The organism is Pseudoalteromonas sp. 23_GOM-1509m (assembly GCF_000518425.1).
GTDB classification, from domain to species: Bacteria; Pseudomonadota; Gammaproteobacteria; order Enterobacterales; family Alteromonadaceae; genus Pseudoalteromonas; species Pseudoalteromonas tetraodonis.
In genome coordinates, this window is the sequence record NZ_JADO01000009.1 from 220,126 (window position 1) to 241,418 (window position 21,293).

Sequence of the window (21,293 nt, forward strand, 5' to 3'; positions counted from 1 at the left end):
TTAAGTAAGCAAAGCTATGCAGCCTTACTTTTTCTTCCTCTTATTTCCTTTAGCCATCTCTTTTTCAACAGCGGCCCGAGCGTCTTTTATATCCTTAAAAAAATTATATTGATATTTAATTAAGCCTTGGTATTTATTTCCTTTAATGAGATAAAAAGACAGCAGCATAAAGGCTATATTAGCAACTGTAGCTATATGATAACCACTTCCCTCTAAAATCATAAATGATGGTAAGCAAATCAAAGCTAAAAATAGAGCATAGTATTTCAATATCTTTGCACATAGAAAAGAGCCTTGACTAACTTTAAAGTTAAAAAAGCAAAACATAATTCCAACGGAAAACAAAATGCCCAACAGCCACTCTGGACTTGTATCAAAGTACTGTGTTAACAATGTCATGCCTGAATAAACCGTTCCCAAAAGTAAGATGATTGTTACTAATAAGAACCTACGTAAAAGCTTCCATGGGGCGAATAATAAAAACACCTCATCGTTTTTAAACACTATAAACTTCCCAACAAGCAAAGAAGTATAAATATTAATACAGGGGCTACTTTAAAAAGCAGTTGAGGAAAATAGCTTGCTTGACCCCATGTAACAAAATACCTATCTTCTTTTGGTAATTCTGACACGACTCGCAGGTAAACAATCATATATGTTATTGAGCCAATCAGCCAAAGTGCTACACCACCTAATTGAGATAATGCAACAGAATATAGCGAAGCAGGAAATGGCAATAAAAACGAGATTACATATACAAGTGCATAAAATTCCACTTTATTTTTTTGCTTATCACTAAAAAACAAATCATTCCCTCTATATTAGCTCGCTTAGATAAGCGCATCGACTTACATATTTCATTACAACTTTAATCTTATAGTTATCTCTGCGTGTTGAGTGTGGTTACTCAAAACTGCGTAAACACATACATCAATACAAAACACCTTTCGAGCTTAAGCAACTTATCTTCAACTCAGCCTCTGCGAAAATTGAGGGTTGACCTGTAGAATGCTCATCACTATACAAAATGCACGCCGAACGAAACGCTATATAAAGTGGTAGTACTTTGTTTACTAAACTGCAAAATTAGAATGGGTGTCTAGTCTATTCATTCAATGATTTATTCTTAATCAAAATTTCTTTTTTAGCTAACTCTAACAAATCAACAGCTCGTTCTTTATCATAAGCTAAAGGGCTGTGGTCAATAACATATTGTGCATGCTCATTTACTGCAAGCCAATTCTGCTGCGATTCATATAAGTTTGCTAACTTAAAGTGCGCAGCCGCAACTAACGAATTTGGCAATTCTGCATCTAATGCTAAAAATTCTTTGTAAAGGGAAATAGCATAATTAATATCTTGCTCCACAAACATACCACTGCCATATAACCAAGCTAAAGTTGAATAAGCTTTTGGCTCTTTTGCCGCAACCCGCTTTTTGGCCTCCTTTAATAATCGAGTTCCATCTCCATTATGAAGGCTTAGCGTAACCAGTGCCTTCCAGTATCCCATTTCATAAGCTTTTTCACACCACTCTTCGTGATACTCAGGCGCGTTAATTAAGCTTTTATGGCACTGCTCTGCGGCAGCTAATACAGTCAAATCAGGAGCATTTATATCTATTGAATTATCCCATCGAGGGCCAGCGGCATTACTAATTAAGCTAAAAGTAAACAGTGCACTAATTAATAAATACTTTGTCACATGACTTCCAAGTGAAAAGCTAAATACGCGTGAAAAACTCACAAATTACTTTCTTTCAAGTATGTTTCAGCCTCATCTCGCCATCTCTGTGCAAGCTCCCTACGACCCTCTCTTTTTGCATTATTAATTACATATTGAGTATGAGTTATTACTTTATCCCACATACCCAGCTTTCTATAAATTGTAGCTAACTCAAAATGTGTAGAAGTTTTAAGTGTAATTGCTTGATTATTTTCTTGTGCTAAATAAAGCTTGTATAAGCGTATAGCTTCACTTAAATCCTTTTTAACTAAACGGCCGCTTTGGTATAACCAAGCTAATGTGTTAATAGCATTAGCTTCACCTTGTTCAATTCGAGTATTTAATTCATCTAAATAACGAGAACCATCCCCAGTATACATACCAATATAATACAAGGACTCCAAGTGACCCATTTCGTAAGCTTTTTCACACCATTCTTCTAATTTGTTAGGTGCATGCATATAGCTTTTTTCGCATTGCTTAGCTGCAATTTCAACGGTTAAATTCGGATCATTAATATCAATATTCGCAAACATAGACGCTTTAACATCCGTAAAAGTAAAAAAACTAATTGCTAACACAAGTGTCACTAGTGCTTTTACCATTGGAATGATCCATCATTATTAATACGCTTTTCTGGTAGGTGGACTTGAAATGATTTAACCGTACTTTCATACGGAAAGCCCTCTTTGTAGAAGTATTGTCCTTTCAAAGTCTCTTGTTGGCTAGACATTCCCTTACACGGCCTGTCGCTGTAACAAGATAAGCCACCAATAAAATCAATAAAACGAACATTTTGAATACCGTGCTCTTTAATTAAAGAATCAACACCTATTTGATACTTTAAATTCTTAACTGCGTGCCATCGACTCATAAAAGCAACAATTTTATTCTGCTTAGATCTCTTGAGGATTGTAGCTAAATTGTAAGCCCAAAGATCGTTTCTAAACGTATGCGCATCAAAACATTCTCCAGTCACGGCTTTTGTCGATGGGCATACACTGTCCATTACTTCCATCGTTTCTACAGAAACATCCAATGCAACTATCTTCATTCCTGCATTACGTGCCGCCTTTACCAGCTCACCATAGGCCTGAGGAGTAAAATCACCATGTGTCCAATATTTATCAAAATATTGCTGTATTATATTAAAGCCTTTACCTGTTCGTTGATAAAATTCTATTTTTTCCTGCATCGAGCTAGGCAGCATTTCTATAGCAAAATGTGTAAAACCCGCAGCCTTTAACTGCCTAATCGCTTTTATAGCTTCATATTTATAGCCGGCAGCACTATGGCTCGATTCGCCCAGCATAACTAAACGCGCATTGCCCGCCATTGTTCTGTAATTTACATCCGTGTTTATTTTATTCATTTTATTTCCATATAAGTTTATTTAAATTATATAATTACCGCACAGTATAGTGTTCAACTACTGGGAGTTTAGGTTTTCTGTTTATTTTTAGTTTAAAAAACCAGAACGTATACCACCTTTATTTAATACCATCTATTTCTTTCAGCACATTTAATAAAAGATCATTACCATTTTTAGAGATGAAATTTGCATGTATATATATTCTATCCTTTTCACTGAAATATATTTCACTGTTTGATATCTGTGTTAAATAGCTTTTAACTAATTTTGATTCGTTGCTATTGAGGCTTCTAAAGAGCGTTGAACCTTCCAATCTACCTCTATTTTTTAAAGCAAAAAAAGCTGAAAGATTTGCCATAAAATGTGTCAAATCTTCTTTATTTACCTCTAAAGACTCCAAAAACTTTAGAAAAGCTTTATCGAAAACTTCAGCGTTGCCATTACCCGATCTTAAAAAAGATTCAACATGTCCGCCAAGGTTTGCACCATGATTATGCTGGTCAAAATCGGGAGTTCTTACAAAATAGTTTTTTTCTCCACGAAAAAAGCTATTTGTCTCATTTTTTTTTATCGAAACTTCAAATAAATTTGTCATGTAAAATCTCTTAGTCAATGACAGTAAAGGTGTAATTGCTCAACTTATATTTTTAGTTAGCAACTTACTAAAATCATATCTACTTTTTATGTAACTCATTTGACATAGCAACAATATCAGCCATTACCCGTTTTTCACCTAAGTCAGCTAAAAAGTTTAGATGCTCAATAACCTTTACCTTTTTTAGATTTTCTAGTTTGTTTGTGCCACCTAAGGCCAATGCAGGTACAAACGCATACATTTCATCAGAATCTAAGGGGCCTAGTTCCTTGTAGGCTCTTTCAAACAATAACTTCTCATCGACGTCTTTTTCATCTAGAGGTTCTTTACTCATTGATGCAAAAAATAAATCGACCGTTAATGTTTCACCATCTTCTTCTAAATCTGTAGAATTATCGGTAGGAAATAGCATACCAAAATTTGAATTGATATCTATACTCTGGCCAGATGTGCTACCCCAAACAATTAAGTCCCCAAACGCACTTCGCCCAATAACATAATAACTATCGATACCTTGCTCTTCTCGTTTGGCAAATTCAGTTCCTTGCAACCACGTTTGCAGAATGTCATGGTACTCACTAGGGTTAACTAGCCAAAAAATGCCATCTCCCCACCCACAGAAACCATATTCTTTCCAATATTCTATTAAACGTTCTGGCAGTCTACCTTTATAAAAGTCAAGTGTTTCTTGATTAGGTATACTTGCTTTAATTGAAGGGCCAAACCCCTCATAATTGTAAAAATCATCAAAATATTCATTCATTACTAGCACCTATGTAAATTTACATTCATCATTGCATCTGGTCCCAACTTTTCTAACGTACTCTTAGCCTGAGCATCCATAGCTTCGACTCGACTTAACGACTCTTTATCTCCAAAATCGTTAACCCCTTTATTTTTCCATTGAGAACCAATTGATTGATTAACACTCGCATCACCTAAGTCAAGTAAATCGCCATTATCATCGTTACCACCAGCAACCATATCAGGATTATGGAGCGCATTGAGTGTTTTCATATCTTTTTTGGCCAATAATTCAGCTTTAATTGTCAGCTTTTCCCCTCTCAATTTTTCGGTTTTTCTGAGCTCTTTTTTATATTTTTTTATTAAATTCGATTTAAATCGTTCTCTGGATTTTTTCTGTGCTGATCCAGTTCCTTTTCGACCGATTTCTGTATAGGCCTCACGATTATCTAGATATTTTTTCACTGTCATATCATTAATGCCGTCTTGCTGGCCTTTCAATTGACGATCATATTCTGCTTCTGTACCTTTTGTATTTTTCTTAAAGCATGCAACCTTGTGCAATTCCATTTTTTTATCATCCTCATCGGATTGCAGTTTTGCTGTACTTTCGAAATTACTAGATAGCTCTTCAAGACTGTTATTATGAACGACAGTTTCAGAATTAATTAACGCGGCCTCTGTGATACCACCTTTGGTTTTGCCTCCTGGGACCCATTCCCCATCGTATGCACCACCTTCGCGACCATTTGGAATATCATACTCAAATCGCTCATCGCCAGGTTCGACTGTAATATAAGTAATTTCATCATTACTTAAGTCTGTGTTTTCGCCTAAACTAAGTTCATCTCTAAGTATTCTCCAATCATTTCCTGATTGAGTGTATTTAGCGATAATAGCGTCCATTTCACTTTTAAGCCCTACAAACTTTCTTGGCGGTAAAGTGGGGTACTCAGGGTTTAGCATCCAACTTTGAATAGAAATAAAACCTGCACCTTGTTGATTAAACTGCGCTATATGTGCATCTATATATGATTGTGGTAAATATGTCGACGGTTCTGGTCGCTCAGCTTTAGGTGTAAGTAAAACTTCTTTTACCTTTTTGTAGCTATCTGCAGCTTCAGTGGTGCTATTAAAATGCCCTTTGGTATTTTTTAAGAACGTATTCCAGGCATTTTCCTTACAACTCAACCCAAACGGATCAACCCAATTAACCGGATTCGGTGCATATTGATAGTGGTTTATCCCACCCACTAATCCAATCGGATCTTGATTTATAAAGCGCTGTTGTTTAGGGCTGTAATAACGATAGCGATTGTAATGTAAGCCGCTCTCTTCGTCTAAATATTGCCCTTGAAAACGAATTGGCTGAGTAAAGCTATTTGTAGTGCTTACCTCTGACTCCTCATAACCATACACATCAGCTTGGTTTTCCCACACGACTTCTGCTTTGTTGTTGGTTACAAAACGTGGAGTATTCAGTTGGTCTAGGTGGTAGTAGTACACCTCGCCTTTTTTAATCAGTGCGACTGGGTGAAATTGATTTGGCAGGTTGATATACCAGGTATATTCACCGTGTTGGTATTCGCCGATTAACTGGTCGTTATCCCAAATGTAGTCAATTTTGCCCTGCTCGGTGTGCTTGGCAATACGACGACCGAGTGGGTCGTAGTCGTATTGAGTAAGCGTACCGTTGTTATTAAAACAACTTAGCTGATTAAATGCGTTATATTCACGGCGGGTTTTTATGCCTTTACCGGTTTCGCGTATTTGGTTACCGAATTCATCATAATGAAAGTCGCTGTCGCCAAAGTGGGTTAAACGGTCTGCATCAGTGATGCCTGTAATAACCCCATCGTCTTCGCTTAGCTCACTAGCAACCGTTGCTGTACTTGAATCACTGTACTCACTATGAATTACATTACGTGTGCTTTCTGACTGATTACTTTCAACCTTATTGATGGCATCGCTATCATCATTGTGCTGAGTAGCTTGTTGTTCGGATAACTCGTTATTTTGAATTTTTGATTGGCTAACTGGGTTACCAAAACTGTCCCACTGGTATTGCGTGGTTTTTGTGTTCTCAGAACTTACTAGATTTTGCTGAATTAACTGGCCTAGGCTGTTGTACTCAAAATTAATGTTATGGCTACTAACGCCTTCCTCTTTACGCGCAATCAACTGGTTGATGCTGTCGTAATTGTACGTACAGGTATCGAATAGTGCTTGCGCAGGATGGGTTAACTGCTGTTGTGTTAGGCGGTTAAATACATCAAATTGTTGGGTAAGGGTTATGTCATTACCAAACTTTTGCGTTTGAATATTACCTTGACTGTCATAGCTAAGCGCTGCAAGTTCAACAGCCGTGCTATTAGCTTGCTGTAAATGAATAGCACTTAGCTGACCAAATTTATTGTAGCTGTATTTAAGCGTACTTGAATCTGGCAAGGTCAGTGATTGCCTTCTGCCGTAGTCGTCGTAACTGTATTTTAAGGTATGCGCTTGTTGCTGGTTATGCACTTGCTTAGCACGCAGTAATCGCCCGCCTTTATCAAACTGCTGCTTTAAGGTTGATTGTGCATTGTGCGCACGAGTAATTTTACCTTGCAGGTTATAGTTGTAGTAATTGGCATTATTTACGATGTGAGTATCGGTTGCCAAACTTGCATGCTGCGCAATCACGCGGCCTAATTTATCACGCTCTATTTTTACATGGCGTTTATCGCTCTGTGTAACAGAGGTTAAGCGATTGCAGGCATCGTATTTATATTGCTGTAGCGTACCGTCAAACCCAGTAACTTGCGTTGGGTTTTCGTTAGCGTCATAACTTATGCGGTATACATGGCCGTCGCTGCGCTCAATGGCGGTTAAGTTACGCTCTTTATCGTAAGTTAAATGCAGTGCGCTGCCATCGGGCTGAATAACACAATGTGGCTGGCTTAGCCCTTCAAAGTATTGCTCGGTGGTATCACCCTTGCTGTTTTTTGAGCTAATTAGCCTACCCGCATCATCGTAACTAAAATGTTGATACTGTTTGTTCTCAGGGTCTTTTTCGTCAAAGGCAATAGTTTGCGCAAGCTGACCGTGCTCATTGTATTTATATTGAGTCAACAAACCTGCGTTATTAATGGTGGCATTTACACGGCCTAAACTGTCGTAACTGTAACGAATAAGCTCATCGTTATGGTGTTTTGCTAATAGCTCACCTTGTTCGTTCCATACAAATTTAGTGACTTGACCATTTTTATTTATGTGCTGGGTTAGTTGGCCAAATTTGTCATAGCTGTAAAGTACAGTGCGACCGTCGCCAAAGGTTTCACTTTGCAGCAAACCCGCCACGCTGTATTTACGGGTTATAGTTTGGCCATCAGGCAAGGTGGTTAATACACGCTGACCCAATTGGTTGTAAGCAAATTTAGTGACACTGCCATCTGGCTGCGTTATTGATTCTAACTGACCGTAAGGGGTATAGCTGTACTTTATTTCACTGCTATCTGGCTTTATTTCAGTAACTTTTTGACCTTGTGCGTTATAGCTGTATTGCCACACATTACCATTTGGGTCGGTGTGCTTAACTAACTTACCTTGCGCGTTATGTACAAAGTGTTCTTTATGCCCACGCGAGTCTATACAGGTTGTTTCACCAGCGTCTAAATTATATTCAAACTGATACGTATAGGTGTTGTTATCGCCCCACTGTTTTATACACTTAGCACTCGATGAGTAACTGTCCCATTCAAAATGATGGCTAAAACCACTGGCACGAGTACGCTTAGTTAATAAGTTAGCGGCGTTATAGCCATAATGCTCTGTTTCACCTTGTTGATTGGTCGCGCGAACGAGGTTTTTGTTTTCATCATAATCATATTGCGCAAGTAACGGCGTTAGTAATACTGGCTTGTTGTTATCACCTGTACGATAAGCCGAAATGTTTGCCAGCAACCCTTGCGGGTTATATTTTAAAATACAGCCACGCGCTTTATTTACCTCAACGCGATGCAAGCGCTCTTTCGCATCGTAATAAAAACCAATACTTTGGCCTTTTTCGTTAATAACTTTTTCGAGCAACCATAAGTTTTCGCCAGCTTTAAACGTAAGATGCTGATCATCTGGGGTTACCAATACTTGCTTACCATTAGTTTGGTAATGCAACGCTAAATTACTGCTTAGCTGATAGCTCGATTGCCCCGGTTTTACTTTTTCAAAGCGGTGTTTAGCGCCATGCTCATCTTGGTATTCTAACCAGTAGGTGCCTTTTTGTTTTGGGCCTACTTTAGGTGGCGGTAAATAGTGCTCAGTTAGCTGCACCATAAAGTCATGTCGCCAACCATTCCCCATTACACTGCATACATCCGCATGCGATGAACGGTATAGGCGTCGCCAAATTAATTGTTTGCTACCTGCTAAGGTGAAATCAATAAGCGGCAGTATTTCTTCACCCGAGAGCATAGAAACTGGATCAGAGCGGCACTCTTGTTTGGTGATTGGTTCTTCACTTGGGGTATTATTACTTGCACCGCCACTGTTTTTAGCCGGCGCTTGAGAGGCACTTTTACCTGAGGCTGTTGAACTGCTCTTACTACTTGGCTTTTTACCTGCTGCGCCGCTATTAGTGTTATCGCTTACTTGAATAGCCGACTTAGCTTTTTGGTGATAACAACTAATTTTATCTGCAACCAAAGCTTGGGTTAATACACTCGCGGTTTCACGGGCTGACGCACCGCGCGAACAGCTCACTCCTGCAAGGTTAAGCAAGTTAATAACGTCTAAACGTTTAGCGGCGTCGCTAGTAAGCGCACTGCCTATTTGCGCAATTTGATTTTTGGCACTTTCAGGCGTGTTAGCTGCTACAGCAACAAAGCCCGACGGCGCAGAACCTTTACCAGCGACGAGGCAAATTGGGTAACTTATTCCTTGTAAAACAACGGTATTACTTTGCATTAGCTGTCTACTTCCTCACTTATCCATAAGTATGATGCTGCACCTTGATGCTTAGCTTGCTCTTGGGAGAGCATTAATGCATAACTAAAATGCTCAACAATTGCAGGGCTTGTGGTTAATTGGTACAAATTAACTAACCCTTCTAGTGCGCCTATTTTCCCTAATTTATAATTGGGTAGTTCGTAATATGTGTGCTCATCAATTAAGCTAATAAGTAGCTGTAAATTGTTTAGCCAACTATCATCATCTACCCCATTTCCCGGTGCAAAAATTAGATCAATCTTATTCTCTGTTTGTTCAGCTAATCGCGTAAGCATACCTGCTAGCTGATTATGTTTGCTAAAATCAATAGATGCTGCAATCTCATGGCTTACCTGCGACCACCCGCAAGGCACCATTTCAACTACAGCCAACGCACCACCTACACCTTGATATACAAACTGTTGCTGTTTATTTGCTTTAAAAGTTGCATCTAAAGCAATTACATTAAATTTTTGCCATTTTTTTTCACCAGCCAAAGCTATAGCAGAGTGTGCACCTGTTGTTCCATGAAAAATCAGCTCGTTGCTATGATCGGGGTATAACTGTTGTAAGCTTTGAGCTAATAACTGTTTTAGCTCATCTTGAAATGATAATGCCGGTAGTAACCAAATCATCGGCAATGTGCTGTCTGTGACTTCTGCCATTAATTCTTTAGATTTAATTATGCAATCGTAAACACATGCATCCCAAGACTGCCATTGCAACTCATTAAAAACAGCACTGTTATCGTCAAATAATAATGTGTCTACGCTGCTAATATTTGGGACAGAAAAGCATACCATCTCGATTGAAAATGCACTCATGATGCCACCTCGTCCTGAGTTTTATTGGCAGCGAGATGTTGATAATAGCGATATAAATTAAACACCCCTTGGCTATAGCTATCCATGGCCGATAAATAAATGGCATTAGGCACTTCATCAAGAGGGTGCCCTGCAATCAGTCGTAAACTCGACATGGCGGTTTCATATTTAGGCCAGTTATGTTTTAACTGCTGCTGAAAATCTATTAACGCGCTTTCATCACCTTGCCAAGCGAGTCGCTGGATATCGTACTCCACTAGCTGATCGAGTTTATCACCTAACATGCGTCTTATTAGCGCAATAATTAACGCGGGTTGCTCTACCTGTTGTAATAAAGAATTAGCTAAAACAATTAGTTTTACAAAACCGCTTTGTAATAAAATATGCAATGTGTGATCAACCGATAAGGTATTACTGGCATGATTACTTAAGCTGTTTACTTGCTCAAAATTTAACGACAACAAAAATAACGACATTAAGGGTGATAGATGGGCTTGCTCACTTAATGCATCAAAAATAGCCGTTAGTATCTGTGAGTCGTGGTGCTGCGCAAGCTTGGTAATTTTATTTATCGTTGCCAGTGTTTGCGGGGCAATCTCTTCCTCAGCACTGTAAGCAAAAAACAAGGTGTTTAAATTTAATAGCCGAATTAAGTTAAAGCTATGCTGTTGGATAACGACTTTATTTATAATGATTTTAAAAAAAGCACTCAGCGCTGGCTCATTAAGTAATTCATTTATAAATATAATATTTTTATTTTGTGGCAAGTTAGCCATAACTTCAATATATGCTTGGGCAACTAATTCATCGTTTTTGGTGTTAGTTATTATTTCGACTAGTTGCTCAGTGGTGGGCAATTCAAAGTTATTTTTTTGATTATTGTTTTTTGCCGTTAACCAACAGCTTTCTAATAGCGTTTTTCTTAAATAGCGAACATGACCTACACACGTAAACGGGCACAGTTGAGCGTTACTAATTTGTAGTAATTGTGCTTGATGATCACTTAAATAGGTCGCTAGCAAAGTTAACCACCAATTAACACGGTTGGGTTGCCCACAACGATTTTTCCGCCGTGGCCACTATCATCGCCCATTCTGGCGGCAGGTTTACCATTAATTTGAACACTACCCGAGCCTGTTTTCACACTGTCTGGCGGTCCAACACACACTATCATATCGCCTTTGCGGGCAGCGGGCATGCCACCTATTAATACATTGCCAGAGCCAGCAACTATAGGTCCACCCACATGTGGAACTTTAGCGGTCACTTTAGGGCATACATGCATATGACCAATTGTAGCAGCGGGTTTACCCATTTTGACTCCTTGTCGTGTCTTTGTTGGTTTATGAAATGCTATTCATAAAGCGGGATAACTAATAGCTTGTTACTGGTTACCAGTAGCGAAATTTCTTCAATTAACTCATCTTTACTGTGATCAGAAAGTGCCACAGCGCTTTGAGTTGCATATTGATATAAGTTTGAAATTACATTTTCACTATTAAGTGCATCACTTAAATGAATAAAAAACTGCTGTGCATAATAGCCATTCATGGCTTTTAAATGACTTAAAGCCGGGCTTAGTAATGGATCGTCTGGCCTGTTTATCGGTAAACACACTAAATGCGGTAAACCATAACGGCAGTAAACAACGTGCCCGTTATTTGCAATGCCGTTTCTAAACCCTGATTGAAAGTTATTGACTATTTCCATCATTAATTTAACTTAATTACACCAGCAGATAAGGTAATGGCACTGCCATCTACTTTTACATTACTGCCTTTAATATCAATGTTTGTACCTTCAATAGTAATATTGCCACTACTGCTCATTTTAATTTGCGCCGAGCCTGTTTTAATCACTATTTCGTCACCGGCTTCAATATTAAGTGTTTTACCGACTTTTAAGGTGTCATTTTCACCCATTTCAGCAACACGGTTAGCTGTGACTTTGAGATTATCGTTATTAAGAATTTCAACATTACGGTCGTTATCTATTTTTTCGTTTTGATCGTTTTTAACGTAAAGCTGTTTATCTTTTTCGGCTTGCATATACACAAGCTCGCTGCCTTTTTTATCCTCAAAGCGCAGCTCATTAAAGTTATCTGCTCCACCTTCTTTAGTTGAGCGAGTCTTAATACCACTTTGCGTTTTTTCACCAGGTAATGCGTACGGAGGCATTAGGTCTGCATTATAAACAGCACCGCTTATAATAGGTTGATCTGGGTCGCCATTAATAAAATCAACCAGAACTTCTTGACCTACGCGGGGAAAGAAAAAGGCGCCCCACTTTTTGCCAGCCCAATTTTGTGCAACTCGGATCCAACATGAACTTTTAGAGTCTTTTTTACCTTCACGATCCCAATCAAATTGCACCTTAACGCGGCCATATTGGTCAATCATAATTTCATCGGCGCTATCACCCGTTACTATGGCTGTTTGTACGCCGTTGATAACCGGTTTCTTTTTGCTCACTTGCGCTCTGTATGGAATGTCTTTTGGCACACATTCAAAGTGGTTAGAATACACTTCTTCACTTGATGCTTGTGCAGCGCCTGATTGGTTTGGTACCACAATCGACGTCATCATCGAGGTGATAGCAAAGGTTTTACCTTCAAGGCGTGGGTCTTCATGTTTTTTGAAACTAAACAGTTTACCAACAGAGAATGAGCGGCAGTCACTGCGCCCGCTCGAGAGCTTCATGTCTCTTTGCAGTGACTCTAGTTGAACTGATGCCAAATTAGCCGCGCGGGGATGACACTCTGCTTCAGCTGTATATTCAAAAATTTCTGATACCGATTGGGTCGGTAATTCTGCGTTTGCTTGCTCTGCATCAGGGTAACGTGATGGCTGTTTAAAATCGTAGCCCAAACGTTTGAAACTACCTGGCGCTAAGCTTAATCCGCCCTGCCAACGCGAAACATGAGACTCACTTAAATGGCCAGTTGAATGAACAACTTTAGCCTCACCACACATTTCATATGCGGTAATATCATCTGCTAAAACTAATGTATGGTTACTTTTTGTATGCTCAAAGAAGTAAAAAATCCCCTCGCTTTGTAATAAGCGTTGGATAAAGTCAAAATCTGACTCTTGGTATTGCACACAGTATTCGTATTTGGGGTAGGTTTTACTGGTTTTATCTGAAAAAGCCACATTGTGTTGGCCAAACAAATCAGCAAATATATCTTTAATTGTTTTCTTTTGGAAAATGCGACTGTTTTTGCGATTACGCATAGAAGCGGCAAAAGGCACAATGGTAGCTTGATAATCAATGTAATTTTTTTGCTCATCAACATCCGCCGTACGGCTTCCGTTAGAAACAAGCTGACTCACAATACCGTGATAATAACGTTCTCCCCCACCCTCGGCATTTTTTACCTTGATAGAAACAGGCTTGCCAACCAGATCTTCATGTGCAATTTGTTGGCCTATGGTGTACATATTGACCGACATAACAAACAAATCTGACATGGCTTCTTGCGCAACGAAGCGTGTTAAATAAAGGGCGTCTTTACCAACAGGAGTACTAATTTGAATTACGTTTTTATCTTGTGTTGCTTTTTGCATTCCTTGCTTTTCCCATCCTGAAGATCAAAAAAAGCCCTGGGCAAAGCCCAGAGCTACAATCGGGTAACAAATATTACATTTGTTGACCTTTAACACCGCTGTAACCATATACAAGTGGTGCAGTGATGTTGTTTTGGTCGTCAGTAGGTGTAACAGTCATCATCATTTCAGTGTAGCTGATAGTGATTGTTTCAATTGGACGGTCGTTTTGAACTGATACTGAGTAGCTAGAGATCATGGCATCTGTAAGTTCGATTTTCATGATTTCTTCAACTTTATCACCTTGTTTAGTGATATGGAAAACAGCAGGTAGACCTTTACCAATAGTTGCTTCTTTGAAAAGATCCGGAGATGCTTTATCTTGAAGTTTAGTAATAGTCACATCGCCTAAACGAGTAGAGCTAGATTCACGATCCATCGCCGTACCAGTCGCTGCGCTAATTTCACGGCTAACGTTCCAATCTAAAGATAAAACTGTAATTAAATCTTTGAAAGACTCAGCAGTAGTTTCGCCTTTGATTGAACCGTATTTTAAATATGTATTTGCTTGCATTTGATAATGCTCCTTTTTATTAAACAATATTATCCATTATGTGGATTCGTTTACTTTGGTTACCCAAAATTCCTTGAAATCATTATCTTTAAAACAGCAATGAAAAGGTCTTCAGAATTCCTTTCCCTAGATGAAGACAATGTCTCAAAAATTCCTTGTTTCTATATAAGACACACGAATTATAATGCCCTAAAACTAAAGAAACAACCTTAAAAACAAGTTATTTTGAATTAACTTTAGTTAATTCAACATCGAACTCATTATCTTTAATTAACAATGAGATAGATGTTACTTTTTCACCTTCAACCATGCTTGAAAGCAAGATCTCAGACAATAGAGGTAGTACTTTATTCTGTAATATCGTGTGAATATTTCGTGCACCCGATCCGGCATTTTGACAATTTGCAATAATATGCTCAATCACATCATCGTTATACGTTAATTGCGCATCATAGTGCTTTTTAACACGCTTAATTATTTTACTAATTTGCAACGCAGCAATCTGGGTAAGAATTTCATCACTTAACGGAATATATGGAATAACGTTAATTCGTCCTAAAAATGCAGGCTTAAATGCCCCTAATAAATCATCTTGTAATGCTTTTAATAAGCCTTTAATACTTGGCTTACTTTCTTCATCTTCAAATAAGCTCATTGTGGTATCAGTACCCACATTTGAGGTCATAATGATGATGGTGTTTTTAAAGTCGATGTCTCGGCCTTCACCGTCTTTTATGGTGCCTTTATCGAATACTTGATAGAAGATATCTTGTACGCCAGGATGCGCTTTTTCCATTTCATCTAGCAGCACCACACTGTATGGTTTTCTTCTTACTGCTTCGGTTAAAATACCGCCTTCGCCATAACCAACATAACCTGGAGGTGAGCCAAGTAGTAATGACACTTTATGCTCTTCTTTAAACTCAGACATGTTGATAACCGTTACGTTATCTTCACTGCCATACACTTCTTGTGCTAGTGAAAGTGCGGTCTCTGTTTTACCCACTCCGCTTGGGCCTGCCAGCATAAATATACCATTAGGGCGACTTTCATCTGCAAGCTGAGCACGGGAGGTTTGTACTACTTTAGCCATAAGTTCAAGCGCATGATCTTGGCCAACTACGCGTTGTTTCATTTGCTCAGCTAAATTTAAAATGCCATGAATTTCATCTTCATGCATTTTACCAACAGGAATACCAGTCCAATCAGAAATAACCTGTGCAATCAACTCTTCATCAACTTGCCAATGCACCATATTATGTTCGTACGAGGCTAGCTTAAGCTTGCTTTCTTTTAACTGCTCAAGTACTTCAACAGAAGAGTCTGCATCGGTGGTGTTAATCGATTCAAGCGCTTGGTTTAATTCTGCAACGATGCCTTTTTCAACGTTGAACTGCTCATTTAATGGTTCAAGTTGCTGTTCAATCTCAACTAGTTCAGATTTAAGTGCTGATAAATGTTCGCTGTGATCTAAACCGGTTTTTTGCTCACGATTTAACATTAAAACTTGCGCTTCAATTTCACTAAGTCTATTCATTAACTGCTCAATCGCATTAGGTGTCGATGCTTGGCTCATAGCAACACGAGCACAGGCCGTATCTAACAATGCAACTGCTTTATCGGGAAGTTGCCTGGCAGTAATGTATCTGTGCGATAGATGCACCGCACTTTCAAGTGCTTGCTCTGAAATAAACACTTTATGATGCTTTTCCATAACAGGAACTAAACCACGTAGCATAGCAACCGCTTTTTCTGGTGTTGGCTCTTCAACTTTAACTACTTGGAAGCGACGTGTTAGTGCAGCATCTTTTTCAAAAAACTTTTTATATTCAGCCCACGTTGTTGCTGCAATAGTACGTAATTCCCCTCTTGCTAAAGCAGGTTTTAGTAAGTTAGCCGCATCGTTTTGACCCGCTTGTCCGCCACTACCAATCATAGTGTGAGCTTCATCTATAAAAAGAATCACAGGGTCAACAGCGTTTTTAACTTCGTTAATTAACGACTTTAAGCGATTTTCAAACTCACCTTTCATGCCCGCACCTGCTTGCAGCAAAGCCAAATCTAGGCTGTGCAACTTAACGTTTTGTAATACTGCAGGTACGTCTTTTTGGGCAATTCTTAGGGCAAGTCCTTCAACCACAGCGGTTTTACCTACACCCGCTTCACCCGTTAAGATTGGGTTGTTTTGACGACGTCTAGTTAAAATATCAACCATTTGACGTATTTCAAAATCACGACCTAGAATAGGGTCTATTTTCCCCGCTTTTGCTTGAGCGGTTAAATCAACTGTAAATTGATCTAAGCTTGGTGTTTTAGATGAACCATTTGCAGGTGTTGTAGCACTTGCAGTGCTGGTATTACGTTCTTGCGATTGGGCAACAATTTCAGGCCATGCATGTAACAGTTGTCCAGGTTCTATATTATTGAAAAGCTTACTACAACGCGTTACTAAACTAGACAAGGTATCATCTTTTGTGAGCGTGTAAATAACGTAAGCACTACGAATTTGCTCATCAGTAAATTCTATACTGGTACTTAACCATGACTGCCTTAATAATGTAGTCACATGCACTGATAGGCTAGGCGATGAATCACTGCCCGTTTTAAATGACTCTAGTGATTGGTTTAAATCTTGCTTTACCTGATCAATATCAATATCGAAAGAACCGAATATGAGCCTAACATCGTCTAGTTGCTGCTCAATCATAGCTAACAACCAATGCTCTAACTCAACCGTAAAGTGGCTTCGGCTGTTACATATTGCAACAGCTGCCTCTAAGCTTTTTCTACAATCTGGGCTTAGTTTTTCAACTAATTTATTTAATGTCATCGTTGACATACGCTGTTCCTTTTAATTTTTAATTATCCTTTAAACGATAACTTAATAGGGTTAAATTTAGGGGGGTTTTTACTCGCCATTAAAAAGCTATTAGCGCCAAGTTTGCATTCCCGTTTAGACAACTGCACCGCATCAAGTTGTTGAAAATCTGATTCGATGATAAGTCGAAATGAAATCGCATTGCCCGCATAATCTTTTACAATCTTTGTAGCTAACTCAAATAACTTGCCTTTCGGTAACAAGGATTTTGCTTTATCAATATCAGTAGTGCTGATATGAATCTCAATATTAGAAGAAATATCCCATATCTTTTTACCTATTACGGTATCAACGCCTAAGCGAGCATGTTGTCCCTCATATAGGCGCTCACTTGCTAAACAAGTTTGTTCTTGTGGTTTCAGATCATGCCACTTTCCTACCATTTGTTTGATGACAACATCACAACCAAGGTAAGAGCTCAATACACTTTTTAAATCAAAAGCGTTACGAATTTTTCGGCTATAAAGGCCTGAAAAGTGCAACTGATGATCATTGTAGCCGCCACTTAAAAGTCCCAATATTTGTGTATATGGGTCTTTGTTTTTATCTTTGTTCACATGATTTAAAGACGGCTTATATTTTTTCCACGCTCGATAATATAAAGACACCAAACGATGATTAAACATATCGTAAAAGTCACGCATGGTGGTATCTTTATAGCGAAGACGCTGCATCACCAGCTCGCTGTAAAATTGAGGTAAAGCGCCCGAGCAACCCGTTAATCCCATAAAAGAGACCTGCATGTTGACCTTATGCAACCCGTCTTCAAAGCTAGCTTGCTCTAATTTTGTTATGGCATTGCCTGGATAACCAAACTTTTGTGTTGCAGTAAATTTAATTAACTCTTGCTTTGGGCTACTGTCATACCCTACATAGCGATATTCTAAGCCATGCTTTTTAAGCTGGTTTTCAATAATGAAAACAGCTTTATAAAAATCAACTTGTGACGCTTGAGAAATAATATGCTGGATCATATTAACGGGCTTTCCCCAACTCGGGCAGGCCATTGATAATACACTTGCTCTTGTTCTTTGAGCCTTAAACTAACACGCGTGAAGCTATTTATTGCCGCAAATTGTGCAAAGAAATGATCAAGAATAGAAGCAAAGAAAAACATACCACTTCCCGAGAAATCATCATTGGCAAAGGTAATTTCTATTTCGCTTCCCGTTGCGAAGCTTACTCGTCCTTTTTGTACAACACGCGCCGTTGCTGGTTCTACAATCACGCGGTAAATATTATCGATAAGGCCTTTTGTTTGCGGTGAAGCTCTAAAGTCATACAGCCGTAACACTTCTTTAAGCTTGTTACATGCATCATCTCCACTAAACGCATCAAGGGTTAAATGATTAACTAATTGCCAACGAGTTGCATCGGCTAATATCGGTCTAACTGCATGAGTAAATGGGATTAAACAACGTATTTTTTTTATTACATCACCACGCTCAGGCATTAAAAGTCCGAGTTCATCATCTCCAAAGGGCATGCTAGCAGGAAGGTTTCGATTACTGCAATTAGCACGTACTGTTAATACCGTGTTCCCTTCAGCATAATCCATAGCGCTATTTTCAAATCGTGCATCTACCAATGATAGAAACGATTCCGTACCTGACTCAACATAGCCACCGGCCCATGAGGCGGTTTCTCTGCGGATGTGCCAAAATAAATCATCATGGCCTTGGTATCGTGGATGAGTCTGCCCATAAAAAGGACACACTATTTGTTTGTTCCCTTTGTGATCAAACGCAATAACTTCTGAGATACCAATCACCTCTGAGATTTCAGAGTCCATATAGCGTGGTGTTAATTGGTATTCGTATTCACTCAGCTCAGGGCGAATCGGTTCTAGTTCTTGCTCAAACATATTGATAATGGGTGTACATCCCATTAAAAACATATTTTTGTCTACTTGCTTTTCAAGCTCGGTTGACTCTGAATCAAGGTAAATATACACACTGCATTTGTTAGACTTTTTAGGCAGTGATGAACGAATATTTTCAAGTTCAACAAAGCGAAACTTTTCCGGAAAGGTAAAGTTTTCCACCAGTAACCGATAACCAGCACTTGAGCGCTGCGAATAGGGCACCACCGCTTCATTTGCATCAAAGCCTACGGCTTTTAACTGGTTTTTAGAAAGGTACTTTATACCCTCTTCACCATTATCAAAAGCAATACCAATAGCGTGTTTAAATAATAGTTCATACACTTTAAGCGTATGATGCCATTGGCCATTTATAAATAATCGTAATTTTTCCAGCCCGGTTTCAGCTAATGATACACCCGGATATTCACCGGTTAGCTCAAGTTTGAAAATTGACTTAGCTTTTTCATGCCAACGAGGCTTAGGGGCAACAAACGGACTATTATCAAATTGGGCACTTGTGATCTCAACCGGCCATAAATAAGTTTCGTAACAGGTTTGAAACTTACATTGCTTCATCGACTCAACATTGGTTTCTACTTCACTGCCTCTTGGAATGACCACACCCGTGGTGGACAGATTTTCAGCTTCTAATTTTACCACCGACATAGAAGGGATAGGCGCTTGGTAGTCTGGCAGCATCTGTCCCAATAGAGCATCAGTTAGCTCAGGAAAGCTGTCATCGAGTTTTTGCCTAATATTAGCAGTTAAAAATGCGAACGATTCGATTAGCCTAGATACATGAGGGTCTTCAATATGATCATCGCTTAACTTTAATCGCCCAGCAACTTTAGGGTACTTTTCAGAAAAGTCTTTACCCATGTGGCGAACAAACGCTAGTTCGCGGTTGTAGTACTTTAATAACTCATCGTTCATAAAGAGGCCTCAATAATCTTCATACCTAAATTAACCGGCTCAACTTCAGAATCAAAGCTGATAAATTCAGGTTCTGGATCGGCATACAACAAGGCGTTAATCCTTAGGTTTAATACTCTGTTCACGGGTACTTCATCATCGGTAAACACTTCTACTTCAATAAACCGCGGTTCAAATTTTAAAATTGTATTTCTTACAGTTTCGCATAAAAGTGCACGCCCTTCGTGTGAGCTTACAGACATACTCGAAAAGTCAGGCAAACCATATGATAAACACGAAGTCGACAACTCAGCATATTGTGATGGCCAGGTATGCCACTGAATTCGAGCATTTAGCAGCGCTTCTATGTCTCTACGCACATTTTTTCTCAGCTCACTAATGCTGATCCCCTCAGTACGAGAAGGCGCATCTTGAAAGTCAGGCTCATCGTCAATGAGCCTATCTAAAATAGATGCTTGGAGTTGCTGCTTATGTTCAATCATAATCGTTTATTGCACTTACTCTGCTGTTTCAACGGCGTTGATTTTTAGACTTGGAATGGTGATTGCCTCATCGTTGACAAATAACATTTTCATTCCTTTACCTACAATAAACTCATCTTGTAGCTCATCCCAATCAGAAACCTGACCTAACTTTTCCAGCTCAGTATTTGAGTTTGCATAGACCAATGGTAGGTGTGCCGTGCCTGACGGACCGTCTTTGATAGTGATCTCAACGCGTAACCAGATGCTCTCTAATAAAGACGTTACAGGTTCTACTTTTAATGTTTCAATTTCATTAAAGTTTGCAAGGTAAAACTCGCCATTCGTGCCTAGCACTTCTAAATATGGGCTTAAGCTATCATCTAAATCTCTAATTGCTGAATGCTCATCATCAACGCTTTCAAGACGAAGTGCTTCCATTTGTTTTGCAAGCGTTGCCGCTTCAGATGTTTCGCCTTCAAGTAGGGCTACGTGCATTTTTAAGAACAAGGTGTCTAGCTCATTAGCTTCATGAAAGAGTTTAGGAATACCCTTACCTTGATAAAAATCTACACGCGATTGTTGTGCGCGAATTAAATGCCTAAGATTAACCGCACCTACAGCAAATTCAGGGTTCTTTTGCACCATAAAATCTAGCTGTTTATCTGCTTTTTCAAGTTCACCGTTAATGCAAAGTAATTCAGAATAAAGACTTCTAATATCAAAATTTAAAGGCTCATCTTGCAACTCTGTAGCGCAACATAATAAAGCATCAGCAAGTTTTCCCTCGCGAATTAAACTGTGTATTTTTTTCAT

19 protein-coding genes and 1 pseudogene are annotated in these 21,293 nt (G+C 39.0%); all 20 read right to left on the reverse strand.

Going from position 1 to position 21,293, the window contains the following annotated elements:
• Positions 1–24: 24 nt before the first annotated feature.
• Positions 25–504 carry a hypothetical protein gene (locus N523_RS0102850; RefSeq protein ID WP_051440301.1) on the reverse strand — a complete coding sequence of 160 codons (480 nt, stop codon included), beginning with the start codon at positions 502–504 and terminating at the stop codon, positions 25–27.
• Positions 504–806 (reverse strand): hypothetical protein, encoded by a 303-nt coding sequence (locus tag N523_RS0102855; RefSeq protein WP_010389349.1) that lies wholly within the window; start codon positions 804–806, stop codon positions 504–506. Before N523_RS0102855 ends, N523_RS0102850 begins: the two co-directional genes overlap by 1 nt.
• Positions 807–896: 90 nt before the next feature.
• Positions 897–1,016 (reverse strand): annotated as a pseudogene (locus tag N523_RS19720) (Mobile element protein); the annotation flags it as partial.
• An 88-nt stretch (positions 1,017–1,104) separates the two neighbouring features.
• On the reverse strand, positions 1,105–1,704 hold the full coding sequence (locus N523_RS0102860; protein ID WP_028834227.1) for a hypothetical protein: 600 nt from the start codon (positions 1,702–1,704) through the stop codon (positions 1,105–1,107).
• 38 nt (positions 1,705–1,742) lie between these two features.
• On the reverse strand, positions 1,743–2,330 hold the full coding sequence (locus N523_RS0102865) for a hypothetical protein (RefSeq protein ID WP_028834228.1): 588 nt from the start codon (positions 2,328–2,330) through the stop codon (positions 1,743–1,745).
• On the reverse strand, positions 2,324–3,097 hold the full coding sequence (locus N523_RS0102870) for a ChaN family lipoprotein (protein ID WP_010389352.1): 774 nt from the start codon (positions 3,095–3,097) through the stop codon (positions 2,324–2,326). Before N523_RS0102870 ends, N523_RS0102865 begins: the two co-directional genes overlap by 7 nt.
• Positions 3,098–3,215: 118 nt before the next feature.
• A complete protein-coding gene (locus tag N523_RS0102875) occupies positions 3,216–3,692 on the reverse strand; it encodes a hypothetical protein (RefSeq protein WP_010389354.1) in 477 nt (158 codons plus the stop codon).
• Positions 3,693–3,771: 79 nt separating this feature from the next.
• A complete protein-coding gene (locus tag N523_RS0102880; RefSeq protein WP_028834229.1) occupies positions 3,772–4,455 on the reverse strand; it encodes a GAD-like domain-containing protein in 684 nt (227 codons plus the stop codon).
• Between the two features lie 2 nt (positions 4,456–4,457).
• Positions 4,458–9,377, reverse strand: coding sequence for a polymorphic toxin type 15 domain-containing protein (locus tag N523_RS0102885; protein WP_028834230.1), 4,920 nt, complete (start codon positions 9,375–9,377; stop codon positions 4,458–4,460).
• The gene (locus N523_RS0102890; RefSeq protein WP_028834231.1) at positions 9,377–10,222 is read right to left on the reverse strand and encodes a hypothetical protein; all 846 of its coding nucleotides are present in this window, start codon (positions 10,220–10,222) and stop codon (positions 9,377–9,379) included. The genes N523_RS0102885 and N523_RS0102890 overlap by 1 nt, the downstream gene beginning before the upstream one ends.
• Positions 10,219–11,244, reverse strand: coding sequence for a hypothetical protein (locus N523_RS0102895; RefSeq protein ID WP_028834232.1), 1,026 nt, complete (start codon positions 11,242–11,244; stop codon positions 10,219–10,221). The genes N523_RS0102890 and N523_RS0102895 overlap by 4 nt, the downstream gene beginning before the upstream one ends.
• A gap of 2 nt (positions 11,245–11,246) precedes the next feature.
• Positions 11,247–11,537, reverse strand: a complete 291-nt coding sequence (locus tag N523_RS0102900) for a PAAR domain-containing protein (protein WP_013462976.1) — start codon at positions 11,535–11,537, stop codon at positions 11,247–11,249.
• A gap of 38 nt (positions 11,538–11,575) precedes the next feature.
• A complete protein-coding gene (locus N523_RS0102905; RefSeq protein WP_016900103.1) occupies positions 11,576–11,935 on the reverse strand; it encodes a hypothetical protein in 360 nt (119 codons plus the stop codon).
• Positions 11,935–13,788, reverse strand: coding sequence for a type VI secretion system tip protein TssI/VgrG (gene tssI / locus N523_RS0102910; protein WP_024602740.1), 1,854 nt, complete (start codon positions 13,786–13,788; stop codon positions 11,935–11,937). Before tssI ends, N523_RS0102905 begins: the two co-directional genes overlap by 1 nt.
• 73 nt (positions 13,789–13,861) lie before the next feature.
• A complete protein-coding gene (locus tag N523_RS0102915; RefSeq protein WP_013462973.1) occupies positions 13,862–14,341 on the reverse strand; it encodes an Hcp family type VI secretion system effector in 480 nt (159 codons plus the stop codon).
• Between the two features lie 220 nt (positions 14,342–14,561).
• The gene (gene tssH / locus N523_RS0102920) at positions 14,562–17,180 is read right to left on the reverse strand and encodes a type VI secretion system ATPase TssH (RefSeq protein WP_028834233.1); all 2,619 of its coding nucleotides are present in this window, start codon (positions 17,178–17,180) and stop codon (positions 14,562–14,564) included.
• Between the two features lie 23 nt (positions 17,181–17,203).
• On the reverse strand, positions 17,204–18,193 hold the full coding sequence (gene tssG / locus N523_RS0102925) for a type VI secretion system baseplate subunit TssG (RefSeq protein ID WP_028834234.1): 990 nt from the start codon (positions 18,191–18,193) through the stop codon (positions 17,204–17,206).
• Positions 18,190–20,016 (reverse strand): type VI secretion system baseplate subunit TssF, encoded by a 1,827-nt coding sequence (gene tssF / locus N523_RS0102930; protein ID WP_013462970.1) that lies wholly within the window; start codon positions 20,014–20,016, stop codon positions 18,190–18,192. The genes tssG and tssF overlap by 4 nt, the downstream gene beginning before the upstream one ends.
• On the reverse strand, positions 20,013–20,498 hold the full coding sequence (tssE, locus tag N523_RS0102935) for a type VI secretion system baseplate subunit TssE (protein WP_013462969.1): 486 nt from the start codon (positions 20,496–20,498) through the stop codon (positions 20,013–20,015). Before tssE ends, tssF begins: the two co-directional genes overlap by 4 nt.
• Positions 20,499–20,513: 15 nt before the next feature.
• Entirely contained in the window at positions 20,514–21,293 is a 780-nt protein-coding gene (locus N523_RS0102940) for a type VI secretion system accessory protein TagJ (protein ID WP_028834235.1), read from the reverse strand.

Coding starts and splice junctions, on each gene's coding strand:
- N523_RS0102870 (WP_010389352.1), bottom strand. CDS start 3,097: ATGAATAAAATAAACACGGATGTAAATTACAGAACAATGGCGGGCAAT.
- N523_RS0102900 (WP_013462976.1), bottom strand. CDS start 11,537: ATGGGTAAACCCGCTGCTACAATTGGTCATATGCATGTATGCCCTAAA.
- N523_RS0102885 (WP_028834230.1), bottom strand. CDS start 9,377: ATGCAAAGTAATACCGTTGTTTTACAAGGAATAAGTTACCCAATTTGC.
- N523_RS0102875 (WP_010389354.1), bottom strand. CDS start 3,692: ATGACAAATTTATTTGAAGTTTCGATAAAAAAAAATGAGACAAATAGC.
- N523_RS0102915 (WP_013462973.1), bottom strand. CDS start 14,341: ATGCAAGCAAATACATATTTAAAATACGGTTCAATCAAAGGCGAAACT.
- tssI (WP_024602740.1), bottom strand. CDS start 13,788: ATGCAAAAAGCAACACAAGATAAAAACGTAATTCAAATTAGTACTCCT.
- tssH (WP_028834233.1), bottom strand. CDS start 17,180: ATGTCAACGATGACATTAAATAAATTAGTTGAAAAACTAAGCCCAGAT.
- N523_RS0102890 (WP_028834231.1), bottom strand. CDS start 10,222: ATGAGTGCATTTTCAATCGAGATGGTATGCTTTTCTGTCCCAAATATT.
- tssF (WP_013462970.1), bottom strand. CDS start 20,016: ATGAACGATGAGTTATTAAAGTACTACAACCGCGAACTAGCGTTTGTT.
- tssE (WP_013462969.1), bottom strand. CDS start 20,498: ATGATTGAACATAAGCAGCAACTCCAAGCATCTATTTTAGATAGGCTC.
- N523_RS0102865 (WP_028834228.1), bottom strand. CDS start 2,330: ATGGTAAAAGCACTAGTGACACTTGTGTTAGCAATTAGTTTTTTTACT.
- tssG (WP_028834234.1), bottom strand. CDS start 18,193: ATGATCCAGCATATTATTTCTCAAGCGTCACAAGTTGATTTTTATAAA.
- N523_RS0102905 (WP_016900103.1), bottom strand. CDS start 11,935: ATGATGGAAATAGTCAATAACTTTCAATCAGGGTTTAGAAACGGCATT.
- N523_RS0102880 (WP_028834229.1), bottom strand. CDS start 4,455: ATGAATGAATATTTTGATGATTTTTACAATTATGAGGGGTTTGGCCCT.
- N523_RS0102940 (WP_028834235.1), bottom strand. CDS start 21,293: ATGAAAAAAATACACAGTTTAATTCGCGAGGGAAAACTTGCTGATGCT.